This is a genomic window from Butyrivibrio fibrisolvens, from assembly GCF_023206215.1.
Classification (GTDB): domain Bacteria; phylum Bacillota; class Clostridia; order Lachnospirales; family Lachnospiraceae; genus Butyrivibrio; species Butyrivibrio fibrisolvens_C.
The window spans coordinates 1859616-1876448 of record NZ_CP065800.1; the positions used below are offsets into that span (position 1 = coordinate 1859616).

13 protein-coding genes are annotated in these 16833 nt (G+C 39.3%); 11 read left to right on the plus strand and 2 right to left on the minus strand.

Translation table 11 applies throughout. The features are described 5' to 3' along the window. Window positions 1–11: 11 nt before the first annotated feature. A complete protein-coding gene (gene rsgA, locus I7804_RS07665) occupies window positions 12–929 on the plus strand; it encodes a ribosome small subunit-dependent GTPase A (protein WP_022757851.1) in 918 nt (305 codons plus the stop codon). Between the two features lie 3 nt (window positions 930–932). Here rsgA and I7804_RS07670 read toward each other — a convergent pair whose 3' ends face one another. After that, a complete protein-coding gene (locus I7804_RS07670) occupies window positions 933–2147 on the minus strand; it encodes a sensor histidine kinase (protein WP_248405773.1) in 1215 nt (404 codons plus the stop codon). A gap of 34 nt (window positions 2148–2181) precedes the next feature. Further along, window positions 2182–2844: a response regulator transcription factor gene (locus tag I7804_RS07675; protein WP_022755455.1), complete on the minus strand. Its 663-nt coding sequence runs from the start codon at window positions 2842–2844 to the stop codon at window positions 2182–2184. Window positions 2845–3250: 406 nt separating this feature from the next. On the opposite strand from I7804_RS07675, the gene I7804_RS07680 reads away from it, so the two are divergent. The 10 genes from I7804_RS07680 to I7804_RS07725 all read left to right on the plus strand — a co-directional run bounded on the left by I7804_RS07680 (window position 3251) and on the right by I7804_RS07725 (window position 16690). After that, a complete protein-coding gene (locus I7804_RS07680; RefSeq protein ID WP_248405775.1) occupies window positions 3251–4099 on the plus strand; it encodes a hypothetical protein in 849 nt (282 codons plus the stop codon). A 77-nt stretch (window positions 4100–4176) separates the two neighbouring features. Then, window positions 4177–5202: a transglutaminase domain-containing protein gene (locus tag I7804_RS07685; protein ID WP_248405776.1), complete on the plus strand. Its 1026-nt coding sequence runs from the start codon at window positions 4177–4179 to the stop codon at window positions 5200–5202. A 275-nt stretch (window positions 5203–5477) separates the two neighbouring features. Further along, a complete protein-coding gene (gene udk, locus I7804_RS07690; RefSeq protein ID WP_022757846.1) occupies window positions 5478–6098 on the plus strand; it encodes a uridine kinase in 621 nt (206 codons plus the stop codon). Between the two features lie 209 nt (window positions 6099–6307). Further along, on the plus strand, window positions 6308–6715 hold the full coding sequence (locus tag I7804_RS07695; protein ID WP_248405778.1) for a hypothetical protein: 408 nt from the start codon (window positions 6308–6310) through the stop codon (window positions 6713–6715). A 218-nt stretch (window positions 6716–6933) separates the two neighbouring features. Then, a complete protein-coding gene (locus I7804_RS07700; RefSeq protein WP_248405780.1) occupies window positions 6934–8688 on the plus strand; it encodes a sensor histidine kinase in 1755 nt (584 codons plus the stop codon). A 122-nt stretch (window positions 8689–8810) separates the two neighbouring features. Further along, on the plus strand, window positions 8811–10247 hold the full coding sequence (locus I7804_RS07705; protein WP_022754923.1) for an ABC transporter permease subunit: 1437 nt from the start codon (window positions 8811–8813) through the stop codon (window positions 10245–10247). A gap of 141 nt (window positions 10248–10388) precedes the next feature. Beyond that, window positions 10389–11363 carry a carbohydrate ABC transporter permease gene (locus I7804_RS07710; protein ID WP_022754922.1) on the plus strand — a complete coding sequence of 325 codons (975 nt, stop codon included), beginning with the start codon at window positions 10389–10391 and terminating at the stop codon, window positions 11361–11363. A gap of 39 nt (window positions 11364–11402) precedes the next feature. Continuing rightward, the gene (locus I7804_RS07715; RefSeq protein ID WP_248405782.1) at window positions 11403–13205 is read left to right on the plus strand and encodes an extracellular solute-binding protein; all 1803 of its coding nucleotides are present in this window, start codon (window positions 11403–11405) and stop codon (window positions 13203–13205) included. A gap of 194 nt (window positions 13206–13399) precedes the next feature. Beyond that, window positions 13400–15109, plus strand: coding sequence for an extracellular solute-binding protein (locus tag I7804_RS07720; RefSeq protein ID WP_248405784.1), 1710 nt, complete (start codon window positions 13400–13402; stop codon window positions 15107–15109). Between the two features lie 12 nt (window positions 15110–15121). Then, the gene (locus tag I7804_RS07725; RefSeq protein ID WP_248405785.1) at window positions 15122–16690 is read left to right on the plus strand and encodes a response regulator transcription factor; all 1569 of its coding nucleotides are present in this window, start codon (window positions 15122–15124) and stop codon (window positions 16688–16690) included. The last annotated feature ends 143 nt before the right edge of the window (window positions 16691–16833 follow it).

The window sequence follows — 16833 nt, forward strand, 5'->3', positions numbered from 1 at the left end:
TTGGAGATTTAATGCAAGGAAAGATTATAAAAGGAATAGCAGGTTTTTATTATATAGATACTCCTTCCGGCAAGCTGTATGAGTGCCGTGCAAAAGGTATATTCAGGCAACAGAAGGTTAAGCCGCTGGTAGGTGATGACGTTCTTATGGATGTAGTATCTGAAGATGATGCCACCGGCAATGTAATAAAGATCCTTCCACGCATGAATGAATTATTAAGACCACCTGTTGTAAATGTTGATCAGGCTCTTATAGTATTTGCAATAGTTCATCCGGATCCATCCTATAACCTTCTGGACAGATTCCTTATAATGATGAAACAGCAGAATCTTCCGGTTATCATATGCTTTAATAAACAGGATATAGCAGGTGAAGAAGAACAAAGAGAACTGGAAGAAACCTATGAGAAGTGCGGATATAAGGTCCTTTTCATAAGCGTTGTAAACGGCAATGGAATAGATGAACTTAAGAGTCTTCTAAAGGGCAAGACTACAGTACTTGCAGGACCAAGTGGTGTAGGTAAGTCATCTCTTATAAATCTCCTGCATCCTAAAGCTATGATGGAAACAGGAGAATTATCCAAAAAAATAGAAAGAGGTAAGAATACCACAAGACATTCAGAACTCTTTCATGTAGAAGGCTTAAGTCTTGATACCTATATCATGGATACGCCCGGATTTACTTCATTGTACCTTAAAGATGTAACTACCAGAGAACTTCCCTTATATTATCCTGAATTCGAAGCTTATGAGCCGGAGTGCAGATTTGGAGGCTGTTCTCATATTACAGAACCTGACTGCGGCGTCAAAAGAGCTGTAGAAAAAGGCCTTATATCCCGTATCAGATACGAGAACTATAAAGTTCTCTATGATGAACTGAAAAATGCCAAGCCTGTCTATGGCAAAAAAGAAGGAAGAAAACCAATGTGATTATTACTCCCTGTGTAAGCAAAGCATAGGGAGTTTTACTTTGAATATAATCTCATCATCTGTACATTCTGCCCATATCATACCACCATGCTGGTTTATGATCTCCTTGGCTATTGATAGGCCAAGTCCATAGCTTCCATTATGAGACCTGGAAGAATCTGTCCTATAAAATCTTGTGAAAATATCTCTAAGCTCCTTATCAGAAAGCTTGTCACCTTTGTTGGACACAGACAACAGAATATTAGAAGAATATTGCTTTGAGAGTGACATCTTGATGGCTGTGCCGTCATAAGCATATTTTCCGGCATTATCAAGGAGAATATCGATGACTTCACGAAGTTTGCTGAGATCACCTTTGACAAAAAGTTTTTCATCTACATTTGTTTCAAGTAGGTGGCCTCTTTCGAAAAGTTCAACTTCCATAACCAAAGACTCATCTGTAACCAGTCCGGAAATATCTACAGGAATGAAGTTTTCTTTTGGTATACCCCTGTCTATACGGGCAAGATCAAGAAGGTGGGTTATAAGAGTCTTCATTTGATGAGATTCTGTGAGTATGTTTGAAATGTATTTATTTTGAGAAGTGGAAGAGGTTTCGTTTTTGTTCAATAGCTCTGCATTGGTCAGGATGACTGTCAGAGGAGTCTTGAGCTCGTGAGATGCATCTGCTATAAACTGTTTTTGCTGGTTCCAGGCAAATTCCGTAGGTTTTATTATCCATTTTGAAAGATATATGGTCATAATACTTACAATGACAAGTGATACTACGTACATTAGCATACATGTCCTGAAAAGAGAATCAGTATATAATTCATCTTCCATGGAACTTTCAATAGCATACCAGGTTCCTGCAGCTGACTTTGAATAGTTATAGTAAAGGTGGGAGTTTTCAAGCATAAAGTCTGACTCCCCGTAATAATCACTTTGTATCTCTCGATAGATCTGTTCGAGCTGGCTTCTACTGTACTGCATGCTGTAGTATCTTGTGATAGTTCCTACATGATTGACATAAAAAGCGGAATATGTAAGCGAGGAAGCATTGTCCCTTGGAGAAAGAATCTCTTCAGGCTTATCAAGGATAACATTAAGAGCATTGGAAGCATTGCTTCTTGCAAGATTAGATTCTAATATAGGGATACTTACAAAGAGAATTCCAAGTAGTATCGTGGCTATGATAATCATTATTACGATAAATCTTTGTTGTAATCTTTTGATCATATAATCAATCCTTTGTTCCAAATAGATTTGGTATTCACTCCAAGTGATACCCAACGCCGCGAACTGCGCATATGTTTACGCTGCTCCCCAACTTTTTAAGCTTCTTACGAAGAAAAGCCACATATACTTCTACATTATTCTCAATAGCTTCTGAGTCATAGCCCCATACCTGATCGAGAATCCTTGATTTTGGAATGTTGCTGCTTCCGGCCTGCATCAGAAGTCGCAGCACATCGAACTCCTTAGAAGATAGTCTTATGCTTTCTGCTCCGCAGCTCATACTTATGCCTGTAAGGTCAAGTCTAAGGTCTCCAAAGGTTATCTCGTCCACCTGGTCCTTCTGACGCCTTGTAAGAGCGCGTATGCAGGCAATAAGCTCTCTTGATTCAAAAGGCTTTGTAAGATAATAGTCTGCGCCGCTGTCAAGGCCTCTTACTCTGTCATCCAGATCAGACTTTGCGGTAAGCATTAGAATAGGGGTTCCATTGTGCTCTCTTCGAAGAGTAGTAGCAACTTCAAAACCATTGATCTTTGGGAGCATGACATCCAGAACTATAAGATCATATATTTGCAGGCGTGCCTTATCAAGTCCGTCTACACCGTCATAAGCAGCTTCTGCTTCGTAGTTATTTGATTTTAATAGCTCCACTATTGAGTCTGCCAGAATCTGCTCATCTTCAACAACAAGAATTCTCATATGTATTCTCCATTTAAGGCGCCCCAGAGATGCTTTGGACACCTGCATCATTATGTGTTTTCAGGTAATAGTTACAGTTTTTAGAACATATGAATTTTAGCTTTATTATCTAGAAAAGACATATGTTTATGTAGCACTATATCTTTACGAACGGTCCTAACATAATTGTACTATATAAAAAAAAGAAAGAAGTAAAGTCTTTCTATGCACAGCTCCATCATACATCCTACAACATATCATAAGATGCTGAAAAAAATCTTAAATCAAGATTACCATAAGCAGTGGTTTAAGAACGTAATAATAAATTGAATGTCATGATAAATAAAATATCTCATTAAGCCGATAACCATAGTGGACGATTTAAGAAAATATAAACGAGTGAGCACATCGATTTTGGGAGGTCTTTATGAATAAATCCAAATCAGTTAGATCAATAATAAAAAAAGCAGTCTCTATAATCATTGTAACTGCCTTTACGATGATAATGTTTTTTGAAAGTACATCCATAGTCAGCCGGGCAGAAGATCCCTATGAGATACTTCTGTCAGCTACTACTGTATATAATGGCGTTGATTATAGCGCAGAATATGATGCCTATTGTTATTACATGAACTATGCGGATATAAGAGCTGCATTTGGAATGGACCCATATGCGCTTATCATGCACTATGCCCTTTATGGAAGATTTGAAGGAAGGATAGCCAACAGGCTTATAGCTACAGAAGAAGTCGTAGTACCATCCGGAGACGATACGGTATCCGTAATTGATATAAACAAGCATGATAACGGAGGCATGAGTGCCAAACAGGAACAGATAGCAAGAAGCAAAGCTTCACAGATAGCCACTGAGATCAAAAAGGCAGCTGCAAACTATACTCCCAAAAAAGGAACGGGAGTAGAAGTCCTTGAATGTGCATATGCTGCCGGTATAGTGCAGGCATACTGCAATGATGGTACATATACAACATCAGGCAAAAATTACAGAACAGCCTATGGAGTATTTGTAGCACGCGAATATTCAAGTGAAGGTGCAACAAGAGCTCTCGGACTTATCCTTGATTATCTTGGAATACGCTGGGAGCATGCCAATATAGGAACATACGCTGATCAGTGGTGCAGAGTCATAGTAGATGGTCAGGAAGGCTTTGCAGATGGTATAAACGGCGTTGCAGGCTATGGCAAGAGTTCACTTGAAGGCGGCGATGGCAAAGAGATAAGCTATGCTGATGTAAGAGCAATGTTCAGCGTATATTGATAAGCTGACAAAGGCTATATAGTGTGCGAAGGGATCGCACTTTAAATCTATAAGCAGGGAAGCTGACAAGAGGCTGCATGTCATATACAAGTGTTACTAATATATCAGTAAAAAAATATTTGGCTCTAAATAAATTATTGAAGATGACTAGAAATGCCGCAGTGGTAATCCTTGCGGCTATTCTTGTTGTAATAAATACCCCCCTTTATTCAAAAGCAGAAGAACTAACTACTATTACAGTCAATACTTTTGATAAGCCTGAGAAAATAACAGCTATCCATATAGGGCAGAATGTTAAGCAGATATCCAGCAATTCTTTTGTCAACATGTTCAATCTCAAAGAGATCACAGTTAGTGAGAATAACCGCTATTATTCATCCTATGACGGATGCCTTTATGATAAGAAGCTCACAACCCTTCTGTGTTTCCCTCAGGCAAGAAAGTCAGCATATATACCGGATTCTGTGGTCACTATAGGAGTAGATGCCCTCGACGGCGTAGAGACTGATCTTAAGAAGCAGGTAGAGAATACTATAGCCTACAATAGCGAAGCAGGAGCAGCAGAGCAGGATATATTAAATCCGCATCTTGTCTATACTGATAGCGGAGTCATGTGGGATGATGGCAGAGGCAATCTAATGCCTGTCAATGACGGCCTCATGCTCGTTGTAGCGCAGTTTGTAACAGACAATACAGATAGCAAGATGAGACAGAATGAACAGCTTAGAAGCTGCTACAATAGTCTCATAGAGAATACTACGTACTCTGACTATTTCTATGTGCCTTCAGGTAACTGGACCGGTGAAAAAGCTCTATCGACTCTTTCAACCAAAGTAGGAGACTCTTACGGCATGTCTGCGGCCTTTGCGTATATAGCTGCAAGCCTTGGCTACAAGACAAGAGTTATAGTTGGGGTGATCACAGATAGCGAAGGTAAGAGCCAGTCTGCGGCCTGGGTTCAGGTAGAAATTGACGGAACTTACTACGTATTTGATCCTGCCATGGAGAAAAATCTGGGAGAAGACTGCTATAAAATCTCTGCTACGTCAAGCACAAACGGAATTACGCGCAAAAATAGTGCGTCTTATACTGTGATTTTTTGACCAAACGTTCTAGCTTTTTAGCTAAATAATCCTCAGATATAGTATAATTATTAGGGATTTTATCTCAAATTATATTGAGGTATTGACTATACAACGCATTTTGCGATATTCTATATCGCGATGATTTTTTATGTTCTTCAATCATGAACATATAGATTCTCATTTTTTTGAAGAAAAACAGGAATCTATGGATTATGTTTTATGATCCATTTTATCTTTGATCAGATAGTCAGCATTCATGCTTCAAGTTATAGTTATTTTCAGGAGGAATAAAGATGTCTAAGACACCGTTTATTATAGGAATCGCAGGAGGAACCGGCTCAGGTAAGTCCACTTTTACCAACAGACTCAAACATATATTCAAGGATCAGGTAACCGTCCTTTATTATGACAACTATTATAGAGCACATGATGATCTTCCCTTTGAAGAAAGGAAAAAGATCAATTATGATCATCCTGATGCATTCGAAACAGACCTTCTTCTTGAGCACCTTAAGATGCTTAAGGCTGGCAAGTCAATTGAGTGTCCTGTTTATGACTATACACAGCACAATCGTTCAGATGAAGTTACAGTTGTAAATCCAAGTAATATCATCCTTCTGGAAGGTATCCTTGTACTTGCAGATGAGAGACTTCGCGACCAGATGGATATTAAGATCTTCGTAGAAGCTGACGCAGATGAGAGAATCCTGCGCCGAGTAGTTCGCGATGTTAAGGAAAGAGGAAGAGATATAGACAATATCGTAGATCAGTACCTAACAACAGTTAAGCCTATGCACTATCTCTATGTAGAGCCTACCAAGATGTATGCAGATCTTGTTATCAACAGTGGAATGAATGACATGGCTCTTGATGTTATGGCTACCAAGATCAATTCACTTATAGAAGAAAACTAAACATATTAGTATCAGAGCCGATGCGAATGCATCGGCTTATTTTATGACCTTTATTGCGGCGGTTTTGATTACCTTTTATCACATAAAAAATGTCACCTGCCGGATGAAATGTGTAATTCGTCAGAAAACTATTTACAAGCTCATTATTGTATGTATAATAGCAAAAGTCTATGTAATAGAATTGGAGCAAAGAAAGGACAAAAATATTAATGAAAAAAGTAATAAAAGTAATACTTGTACTAATGCTTATCTTCAATATCTTCAGCACAGTAAGATATGGTATAGATACTTTCGGAGAAAAGGATATTGACTGCGAGAGAGTGACTATAACCGACAAATATGAGATCGGATCAGGCGTAAGAGGAACTTCCGATTATATGAAAGGTGAAAATGAAGATGGACACTACAAGATAGTTGGATATGATTATGATATAGGAGATACTGTTAAGATATATCAGAACGCTAATTCAGTCGGTGCTAATGGAAGTAACCCTGAGTGGTATACATCCAGAGAGATGGCTGAAGGAGTATCTACAGCAGGCTTTGTATTCTTCATAATCCTGACAATCATCAATGTGATAATAGTAAAAAAGTGTTCAAACCTCAAAAAAACGTAAAATAAATCAACTGGGCAAATAAGGCATAGTTTTTTGCACTTACATGATAAATACTAAATAGTGTAGTTGCCTCGCCCAAGTGGGAAGTTTGGCTAAATAATACTCTTTTAACGGTTTATTTGTGGTAAACTAACACCGTTATATTAATCCGGTAAAGGGTATTGTATATGAAATGGTTTAGCAAGGGTAATATTCAAAAGCAGTTATTATCAATATATATGATCGCAGGATTGGTACCTATTGGTATTATAGGCACTATTTTGCTGGTCAGTACATTTTCTATGTTCACGGGATATAACAGAAATCTCTTGGAATCTTATGGGCAGAGGGTGTCTACAACGCTTTTTGAAATAACTACTCAGGCTTATAACATATCAGAGAAGTTTGCCTACAGTCAGTCCATGTGGAATACTTTGTCATGTGAATATACAAGCTTTGATCAGGAAAAAGATACTATAGATGAAATAGATATAATAGACAGTTATAACTATGAATATACTGCCATAGAAAGTGTAGAGATCTACTCTGACAATCCCTACATTCAGGATTATAGGCAGTTCTATGAAGCTACGGATACCATCAAGGATTCAAAATGGTATCAGAAAGCTATAAGCCGTAAGGCTGCATTCTGGGAAGGGCTTCCTCGGCAGGATGAGAATGGGACGACCTACTATAATATCTGCCTTATCAGGCAGATCCCTCTTGTAGATTCCAAGTATCATGCGGTTCTTGTAATGAGACTTAGTGATAACTACTTAAGGACCAGGCTTAGAGAGCAGCAGTATAGCGTGGTGATATCTGTCAATGAGGGCAGCGTATCTTTTTGCTCTGACAATTCATATTATGGGCAGGAGCTGACGGACCTTATACCTGTAGATTACAGCAAGGAGCATTATACCTATCAGGGTACTAAGCGCATAAATGGCCGTATGTCCATGCTAAATGGCAATACTCTTTCTGCTTACAGGGTAGATTCCAGACTATATATCACTACTATTGATTATAATTCTATAAGTAGATTTATTGTGATACTTGTATTTATCATAATAATCCTCTTGCTGGCTCTTATAGTGCCTTATGAGATACTGAGGCTTTTCTCAAGATATTTTTCTGATAGAGTTGTGACTTTAAAAAGTGCTGTACACAAGGTATCAAGCGGAGAGTATGATATCGTACCTTCCCTTGAAGGAGAGGATGAGATATCAGAAGCTTTCTCTGATCTTGTCATCACAGCCCATGAGATCAAACAGCAAAATGAACAGATGTATAAAGCGCAGCTTGACAAAAAAGAGCTTCTAAGCAGGCAGAGCCAGATGGAGCTTAAGATGCTCACAAGCCAGATCAATCCGCATTTTTTGTATAACACTCTTGAAACTATCAGGATGAAAGCAGTAACTGCGGGTGACAGGGAGGTTGCAAAGGCCATCAAGATCCTTGGCAAGATGTTAAGATTTGTCCTTGATAAGGGCAATAGCGATGAAGTAAGTCTTGCAAGTTCTCTTGACCATGTAGAGAATTATCTGTCTATCCAGAAGATGAGATTTGGCGACAAGGTGGGCTATGAGATCCATATAGATGATGATATAGATCCTGAGTCTGTCACGACCATGCCTCTGATAATCCAGCCTCTTGTAGAGAATGCAATACAACACGGCCTTAGGGAAAAAGAAGGTAATGGCATCATAAGAGTAGACATTACAAAAGTTATGTTGGATAGCTCTGAAGAAGATTCTAAAAGTGCTTTGAAGATAACCGTGACAGATAATGGTGAAGGTATGTCAGCAGAAAGGCTAAGTGAACTTAAAGAGAGTATCAAGACGCCGTCTGATGATGGCAGCAGTATTGGAATATCCAATGTTTATAACAGAATCAAACTAAAGTACAAAGATCCCTATACGATGACTATAGATTCCACCAAGGGCGTAGGAACAGTCATTAATTTATATGTTCCCATACAAATCCGGCATAATTAAACTAATGTTTAAAAATTACCGTATTTTTAGTTAAATAGTTTAGGTACTGAATCAGACCTCAAAAAGTTACACTTTTGATGTATGGTTCAGTACTTATTTTTTTACTGACTGGGAGGAACAAAGTGGGAAAATCAAAAATATCTGACAAGATCTACTATGTCTATCGCATTGTCGCGATGTTATTATTCGTCATTATCTTTTTGCCTGCTGTTAACCCTGCAAGGATCAGCGGCATGGTCAATCGTAGTATTTCACTCTTAACTGCCGGATTTTCATATGGAACGCTCATAGATAACTTCGGCCGTGCTTTTAGGAAGGAATGGATACTGGAGAGCACTATGAGACTTGATAATATTTCAAGTCTTCTTGTATGTATCGGTATATTTGCCTGCAGCATCGGTGCCTGCCTATCTATTGGCAATAACAAGTGCAAACGCCTGGGCAATATATTAAGTACCGCTGGAAGTGTCGTATCATTGGCAGCTCTTCAGGGTATCTATATAGCATATACACAGGTTTCGCTTACCAAGAAGCCAGAGAAGATAGAGCCAACATTCCCGCCATTTTATTATGGGCTCTTAGTAATTCTCATCGTGATGCTTATAGTATCGGTATATGAGCTGATCATATCTTATAAAGCCCCTAAGGAAAAGAAATTCTATATGGAGACCAAATACAGGCTTTTCCTTATGCTTATGCCTTTTTTACTTCTGACATTTGTATTTAGTTATCTACCACTTTTTGGCTGGAGATATGCATTTTTTGATTACAAGTCAGGTGACACACTTTCTATGGAGAACTTTGTAGGATTCAAGTGGTTCACACAGCTTGTAAGAAATGCAGCCACAAGAAAAGACATGATAAGAGTTATGAAGAATACTCTTGGAATGAGTTTCCTTGGTATCCTCACAAGCTGGATGCCTATGGTCTTTGCAATCTTCCTTTCGGAGATCAAGAATTCAAGATTCAGAAGATTCGTGCAGACATTTACAACTATTCCTAACTTTATTAGCTGGGTTTTGGTTTTTGCCATAGCATTCTCAATTTTCTCAACGGATGGATTTATCAGTTCTCTTATGATAAATCTTGGAATTTGGGATCAGGGCAAGAACTTCCTTATGAGCAGCGACTATGTATGGCTCAAGATGCTTATGTGGGGCCTTTGGAAAGGACTTGGCTGGAGCGCCATCATTTATATAGCAGGAATATCAGGTATCGATCAGCAGCTTTATGAAGCAGCAACAGTTGACGGAGCCGGAAGATTCCAGAGGATGTGGCACGTAACAGTTCCGGGGCTCTTACCTACATTCTATGTACTGCTTCTTATGTCTATCGCAGGAATCTTGTCCAACGGTATGGACCAGTACCTTGTGTTTGAAAATTCTACCAATACAACAGACATCATGGTTCTGGATCTGTATGTATACAAAATGGGTATCGTTAACGGAGCTATCCCCTTCTCAACAGCGGTTGGTATGCTCAAATCCGTAGTATCAGTGATCCTTTTGTTTACTGCCAATAACGTATCCAAACTTATACGAGGCGAGACAATCGTTTGATCCGCCATTTATGCTTATATGATCAAAAAAATTGTCTAAGTATATCTATCTGATTGAACCCGATATAGATGATTGTGACAGGAAACAAATATATAAAACGTATTATCCCAAGTGGATAGCTTATCTTATAAGGAGAAACTTATGGCCAAAACAGCACAGGAAAGAGCTGATGAAAAAGCTGAAAGGCTCTATTACAAAAAGCATAAAAAGCCCGGAAGAGTAACAGCCGGAGATATCATTTTCAATATTATCAATTACCTTGTTTTTGCTCTGTTTACACTGATATGTATTTTTCCTTTTTACTATCTTTTCATTAATACAATTTCAGACAATGAACTGGTTAGAAAGGGACTTATCAACTTCTTACCGCAAGGAATCCATTTTGGTAACTATGTAAGACTTATGGCAGTTAATGATCTGTTCTTATCTACATCAGTTACTGTAGCAAGAACAGTTATCGGTACATTACTAATGGTTACAGCATCCGGTTTTGTAGGATATCTTGTAACACAAAAAGAGATGTGGGCCAGAAGCGTATGGTACAGATTCATAATAGTTACAATGTACTTTAATGCAGGTATCATCCCGTGGTATCTGAATATGTCTATGCTGGGACTTACCAACAGCTTTGCAGCGTATATAATCCCGGGAATCGTAGCTCCCTACAACATCATTTTGGTCAAGACCTATATAGAATCTTCAATACCGGCAGAGCTTGAAGAGAGTGCTCAGCTCGACGGAGCCAGCAAGATGAAGATCTTCTCATCAATCATATGGCCTTTGTCCAAGCCTATCCTTGCTACAATAGCTGTCTTTGGTGCAGTAGGCCAGTGGAACTCATTTCAGGATTCACTTATTCTCATGCAGTCTGCTCCAAAGCTCTATACTCTGCAGCACAGACTTTACATCTACCTTAATACAACATCAAACCTTGCAGCGCTTATGTCTTCCGGTAATACATCAGGTATAAGCCAGACAGTACTTGAATCAGCGCTCAACGGTAAAGTTATAAAATATACTATTTCAATGGTAACAATAATTCCGATATTGTGCGTATATCCATTCATGCAAAGGTACTTTGAAAAAGGTATCATGATGGGCGCAGTAAAGGGATAATGCAATATAAACTTTAATATCACAGGAGGGTGAAAAAGAATGAAGTATAAGAAATTACAGGCAATTCTCTTGGCTGCTTCAATGACTCTGTCACTGGCTGCATGTTCTGATTCAGCTACAAACGCAGGCGGTGACTCACAGACAAGCGCCGACGGCGCAGGTGCAGAAGGCAGTGAAAATGCTACAGATGGTGATGTAGCCGGATCATCAGATCTTGAGGGGGATCTTTCAGATGTTATCCCGGAAGAGACAGTAACACTTGACGTTTATGATCAGCTTGCTAACTACTCAGGAGAGCAGATCGGATGGTTCGCACAGATTATGCTTGATAAGTTCAATGTCAAGCTTAACATAATCCCTGAATCAGACGGTGTCTATGATACACGTATGGAGTCAGGCAATCTTGGTGATATTGTGATCTGGGGCGCTGACGGAGACGATTATGTTCAGGCAGTAAATAAGGGAATGCTCTTTGACTGGGAAGAGGATGACATCCTCGCAGATTATGGTCCATACATCCTTGCCAATATGGACAAGGCTCTTGAGAAGAATCGCGGTATCAATGCAGATGGCAAAATCTATGGCTTTGGACATGACGTAGCATATTCTGCAGAGGATACACAGTCAGTCATGTATGAATGGGATCTTAGATTCGATCTGTATCAGCAGATCGGTGCTCCGGAGATAACAGATTTTGATTCTCTTGTAGATGTACTTGAGAAGATGCAGGCAGCATGCCCTACAGATGACAATGGCAACAAGACCTATGCTGCATCACTTTTCAATGACTGGGACGGCGATATGGTGATGTTCGTTAAGTCAACAGCATCAGCTTACTATGGCTATGATGAGTTTGGTTTCGGACTCTATGATTCTTCTACAGGTGATTATCATCCTGCACTTGAAGAAAACGGTCCATACCTTACAGCTCTTAAGTTCTACAATGACTTATATCAAAGAGGCCTTCTTGATCCTGATTCTCAGACACAGGGCTACGATGGAATGTCTGAAGACTATCAGAATGGTACAGCATTTTTTAACGTATTCAACTTCCTTGGCTCAGCACTCTATAACTCTGATGCTCATATAGCTCAGGGCAAGATGATGTATCCTGTAAAGCCTTCAAATGCAACACCGATCATCTATGGACAGAACATCTACGGATCTAACAGAATCTGGTCAATTGGTGCAAGTACTGAGTATCCTGAACTCTGCATGGCTATCATCAACTGGCTGTCTACTCCTGAGGGAAGACTTACTGCAGAGTACGGCCCTAAGGGAACATGCTGGGATTATGATGAGAACGGCGGAGCATATCTTACAGATCTTGGCCTTGCCTGCAAGACAGATTCTTCTACAACTCTTACAGGTGACTACAGCGGAACATTTGACGATGGTTCCTTCAAGATGAACAATACAACATGGGCACTTGATTCACTTAACCCTGACTCAGCTCTTTTAGAGACATACAATTACAAGACCTGGGAGAGTTACAAGGCAATAGATGCTTCTGATATAGAGAAGTCATGGATTGAATGGTCCGGAGCACAGACACCTGATGAGTATATCAAGAGTTCTGATTATATACTTGCACCAGGAACAACCTATTCTGCAGGTACACACTCTGATGAGCTTCAGGTAATCTGGGATCAGGTTGCTACATGCATCAAGGACAACTCATGGAAGGCTATCTATGCAGAGTCTGATGAAGAGTTTGATGCAATCGTTGCTGATATGATTAAGCAGGCTACAGAGTACGGTTATGATGAGTGCGTAGAGTTCCAGCAAAATGAAGCACAGCTTCGTCATGCTGCAGAACAGGAAGCTCTTGCAGCTAACTGATAAGCTTTGATAAGAACTAAAACTCTATGTATATTTTTGATATAAATATGAGAATTAAAAGTATTATTTGATTCTTACATCTAACTTAGAAATTGACAAAAAAGTGGACATAATAGAGACTTTACTCTGTTATGTCCACCAAAATAAGTTACAATAAGAGCTGAATGCACATTTATAAAAGGAAAAAGGTGAAAATGAGAAGAAAAGTTTTATCTGTCCTAATACTGGCATCAGCTCTTTTTTTAATGTCAGGTTGTAATAGTAAAAGTAAATACCAGGAAGAATTAACAATAGATGTTTTTGCAAGCGAAGCAAACAGTCAGGGGATTCAGTCAGGATGGTTTGCCAGGTGTATACATGACAGATTCAATATGAATCTCAACGTCATATCTGTAAATAATAATTATAACGGTGCAGTTCTCAAGGATGTCCGGGCAGCATCAGGCTATCTTGGAGATATCATCTTCATATCAGCCCAGAACAATGCTCTTAAGGATCTTGTAGATGCGGGACTACTCCTTGATATGACTCCTTATATCAAGGATAAGGACATAATGAAATATAAGGATGCGATAGAGAAGCTCAACAGCGGCCTTGATGGCATATATGCTATTCCTTCAAGTATATCAACACTTCCTCCGGATACCCCTTCAGATATCATAGATTCTACATATGCTCCATATCTAAGATGGGATATATACTCTCAGGTAGGAAGCCCTAAGATGGACACTTTAGAAGATATGCTTGATGTTCTTGAGAAGATGCAAGAAGCATATCCTACAACACAGTCAGGACAGAAGGTGTACGGTTTTTCACTATTTGATGACTGGGACAATAACATGATGACTCTTGCCAAGCAGCCCTGCTGTTTTTATGGATATGATGAAAATGGATTTGTGCTTTCTAAAGCTGACGGAAGTGATTATCAGTCCATACTTGATGATGACGGATTATATTTAAGATCACTTAAATTTTATTTTGAAGCTAATAGAATGGGGCTTGTGGATCCTGATTCAAGGAATCAGGACTATGGCGAAGTTTTTAGTAAGTATCAGGATGGAGCAGTTCTTTTTAGTCCATGGCCATTCCTTGGCGCATCTGCTTACAATACTGATGAGCACATGGCTATGGGGCAGGGATTCATGATGGCTGATATAGGCGATATGCTTATATATGAGCATGGCAGCTCCCCTGACGGAGTATATAGTCAGGTTGTCTGCGTCGGCGCTGATGTCAAGGATCCTCAGAGAATGGTTGATTTTGTAGATTATCTGTACTCTGATGAAGGCGTCTATGAAAATCAGGCAGCAGAAAATGGCGGAAGTGCAGGCCCTGAAGGCGTTACCTGGGAGATGTCAGACGGAGCGCCAAGACTTACTGATTATGGAATTGATGTTTTTTATAATCAAAGCAGCGGCGTCATCCCCGGAGATCCCAATGGATATACCTATAGAGACGGAGTATCCATACTTAACTATACTGCAGTGCAGCTCTCGGAGACTGCAGCTAACGGATTCCCGTATTCATATCTTTTATGGGATAGTGAACTTTCAAGAACCTCAACAGTACTGCAGGATGAGTGGAAAGAGGTTATGGGCGCTGACAATACAATGGATTATCTTATAAAGAACGACAAGATTATAGTATCCCCGGGCTGTGAATATAACGAGATGGAAGAAAGCGCTGAGATCAAAGAGATAAGAGAAGCAGTAAAGCGTATCGTAGTCCAGGGATCCTGGGATATGGTATTTGCAAGTGACATAGATGAGTTTGAAGCTATATGGGATGACATGAAGAGAAAGTGCATGAGCCTTGGATATGAAGATGTATATAGTTTCGATCTTGAAAATGCCATGGCCAAGGGCAAACTCAAACAAGAGATACTGGAAGAAAAGAAAGAATAACAGGAAAGATATATGCAGGATAGTAAAATTAGTGTAATGATAGCTGATGATGAAGAGAATATCAGAGCAGGTCTTAAATGCATCATGGACTGGGATGACCTTGGATATAGCGTAGATTATGAAGCTGAGAATGGCGAACAGGCTCTTGATATTATCGAAAAGTCAAAACCTGAAGTGGTAGTCATGGACCTGAATATGCCAAGGATACAGGGCATTGAAGTGATAAAAAAGGCCAGAGAGTCGGGGTATTCCGGAAGATTCATAATCTTAAGCGGATATTCTGATTTTAAATACGCCCAGTCTGCCATCAAATACGGAGTTACCAATTATCTTACCAAACCTGTGGATGAGGATGAACTTCAGAAGACGCTTGAAGATATCGGCAAGGACATGTGCCTTGAAAAAGAAGAAAAAGGAAAACTCCAGACCATCCGTAAAAAGGCAAGAGATGCTGTGATCCAGGACCTTTTAAGGACCAATGAACTTAGCCTTAATGAAGAAGAACTTGATGAGATGAAGCTTCTATATGATAAGTATCAGGTTGTTGTTTATGAAACTTATCATACTGACAGGCAAAGGCCTGAATATAAACTTCCGGAGCTTCTATCTGCTTTTATCGATGCCAGAGACTATGAATCCTGTATCATGAATGAAAGAGCAGTGATACTTCTAAAAGGTAAGGCTGCCATATCAAGGTTTAGGAAGTTCCTTGATCATTATGACAAACGCCCTATTCAGGAGGATTCACCTCTTGATGCTATATTCCTTACATATGGAAGATGTGTGGATAAGGCCTGTGATATAAAGATATCCTGTGATGAAGCCATGAAGCTAAGTGACAGGAGATTCTTTGGAGATATGGGCGTTCATAAGATGGGCTATGAAGAGCTTCAAGTATTAAGCAGTCAGAATAAAAGCGTGATCACCAAGGATATACTAAGAGACTATACCCAGAAGATCATAGGTTTTATGCAGGCCGGTTCAATAGACAGAGCCCTGGAAACCTTAAATGAGATGAAAGCCTGTCTGTGTGCTTCTAATGAGAATTCTACTGCCATAAGAATCTACATGACAGATATGATCCTTGAGATCAAAAATCAGATATCAAGGATATATCAGGAATCCGGAGATATTTTTGCAGAGAACTCAGAGATAATAGACTTTCTGGAGACGAGATTCTATCTGTATGAGATTTTTGAATACATTCAGGACATAGCTTTTAAGGTAGTTCAGATGGTGCGTGGAAGACAGGGTGCAAGGAGCACTATGGAAGATGCTGCAGCCTATGTTGACCACAATTATTTTAAGAATCTTACACTTGAAGTGGTTGCTCCTTTATTTGGTTATAACAATGTGTATTTTGGCAAGGTATTTAGTAAAGAAATAGGAGTAAGCTTTAATACTTACCTCAATAAAAAAAGGATCGAAGAAGCCAAAAAGCTTCTTACAAGCTCCGATATCAAGATCTATGATATTGCAGAAAGAGTCGGCTACAGCGATGTAGACTATTTTGGAAGAAAGTTCAGGTCCATGGAAGGCATAAGCCCCGCAGACTACAGAAAGAAGGCAAAAGGAAAATAGATCATTACAGGAAACTGCTATACTCTCTGCTGGGATGATGCGAAAGTCATTGATTGTAATATAATAACCTGATTTGCGTTTTCAAATCGGAATAAGTCTGTTATAATCATTTAGTTGGGAAAGAGATAATAGATATTCTTTCG

Coding starts and splice junctions, on each gene's coding strand:
- I7804_RS07720 (WP_248405784.1), top strand. CDS start 13,400: ATGAGAAGAAAAGTTTTATCTGTCCTAATACTGGCATCAGCTCTTTTT.
- udk (WP_022757846.1), top strand. CDS start 5,478: ATGTCTAAGACACCGTTTATTATAGGAATCGCAGGAGGAACCGGCTCA.
- rsgA (WP_022757851.1), top strand. CDS start 12: ATGCAAGGAAAGATTATAAAAGGAATAGCAGGTTTTTATTATATAGAT.
- I7804_RS07670 (WP_248405773.1), bottom strand. CDS start 2,147: ATGATCAAAAGATTACAACAAAGATTTATCGTAATAATGATTATCATA.
- I7804_RS07715 (WP_248405782.1), top strand. CDS start 11,403: ATGAAGTATAAGAAATTACAGGCAATTCTCTTGGCTGCTTCAATGACT.
- I7804_RS07685 (WP_248405776.1), top strand. CDS start 4,177: ATGTCATATACAAGTGTTACTAATATATCAGTAAAAAAATATTTGGCT.
- I7804_RS07680 (WP_248405775.1), top strand. CDS start 3,251: ATGAATAAATCCAAATCAGTTAGATCAATAATAAAAAAAGCAGTCTCT.
- I7804_RS07725 (WP_248405785.1), top strand. CDS start 15,122: ATGCAGGATAGTAAAATTAGTGTAATGATAGCTGATGATGAAGAGAAT.
- I7804_RS07695 (WP_248405778.1), top strand. CDS start 6,308: ATGAAAAAAGTAATAAAAGTAATACTTGTACTAATGCTTATCTTCAAT.
- I7804_RS07675 (WP_022755455.1), bottom strand. CDS start 2,844: ATGAGAATTCTTGTTGTTGAAGATGAGCAGATTCTGGCAGACTCAATA.
- I7804_RS07710 (WP_022754922.1), top strand. CDS start 10,389: ATGGCCAAAACAGCACAGGAAAGAGCTGATGAAAAAGCTGAAAGGCTC.
- I7804_RS07700 (WP_248405780.1), top strand. CDS start 6,934: ATGATCGCAGGATTGGTACCTATTGGTATTATAGGCACTATTTTGCTG.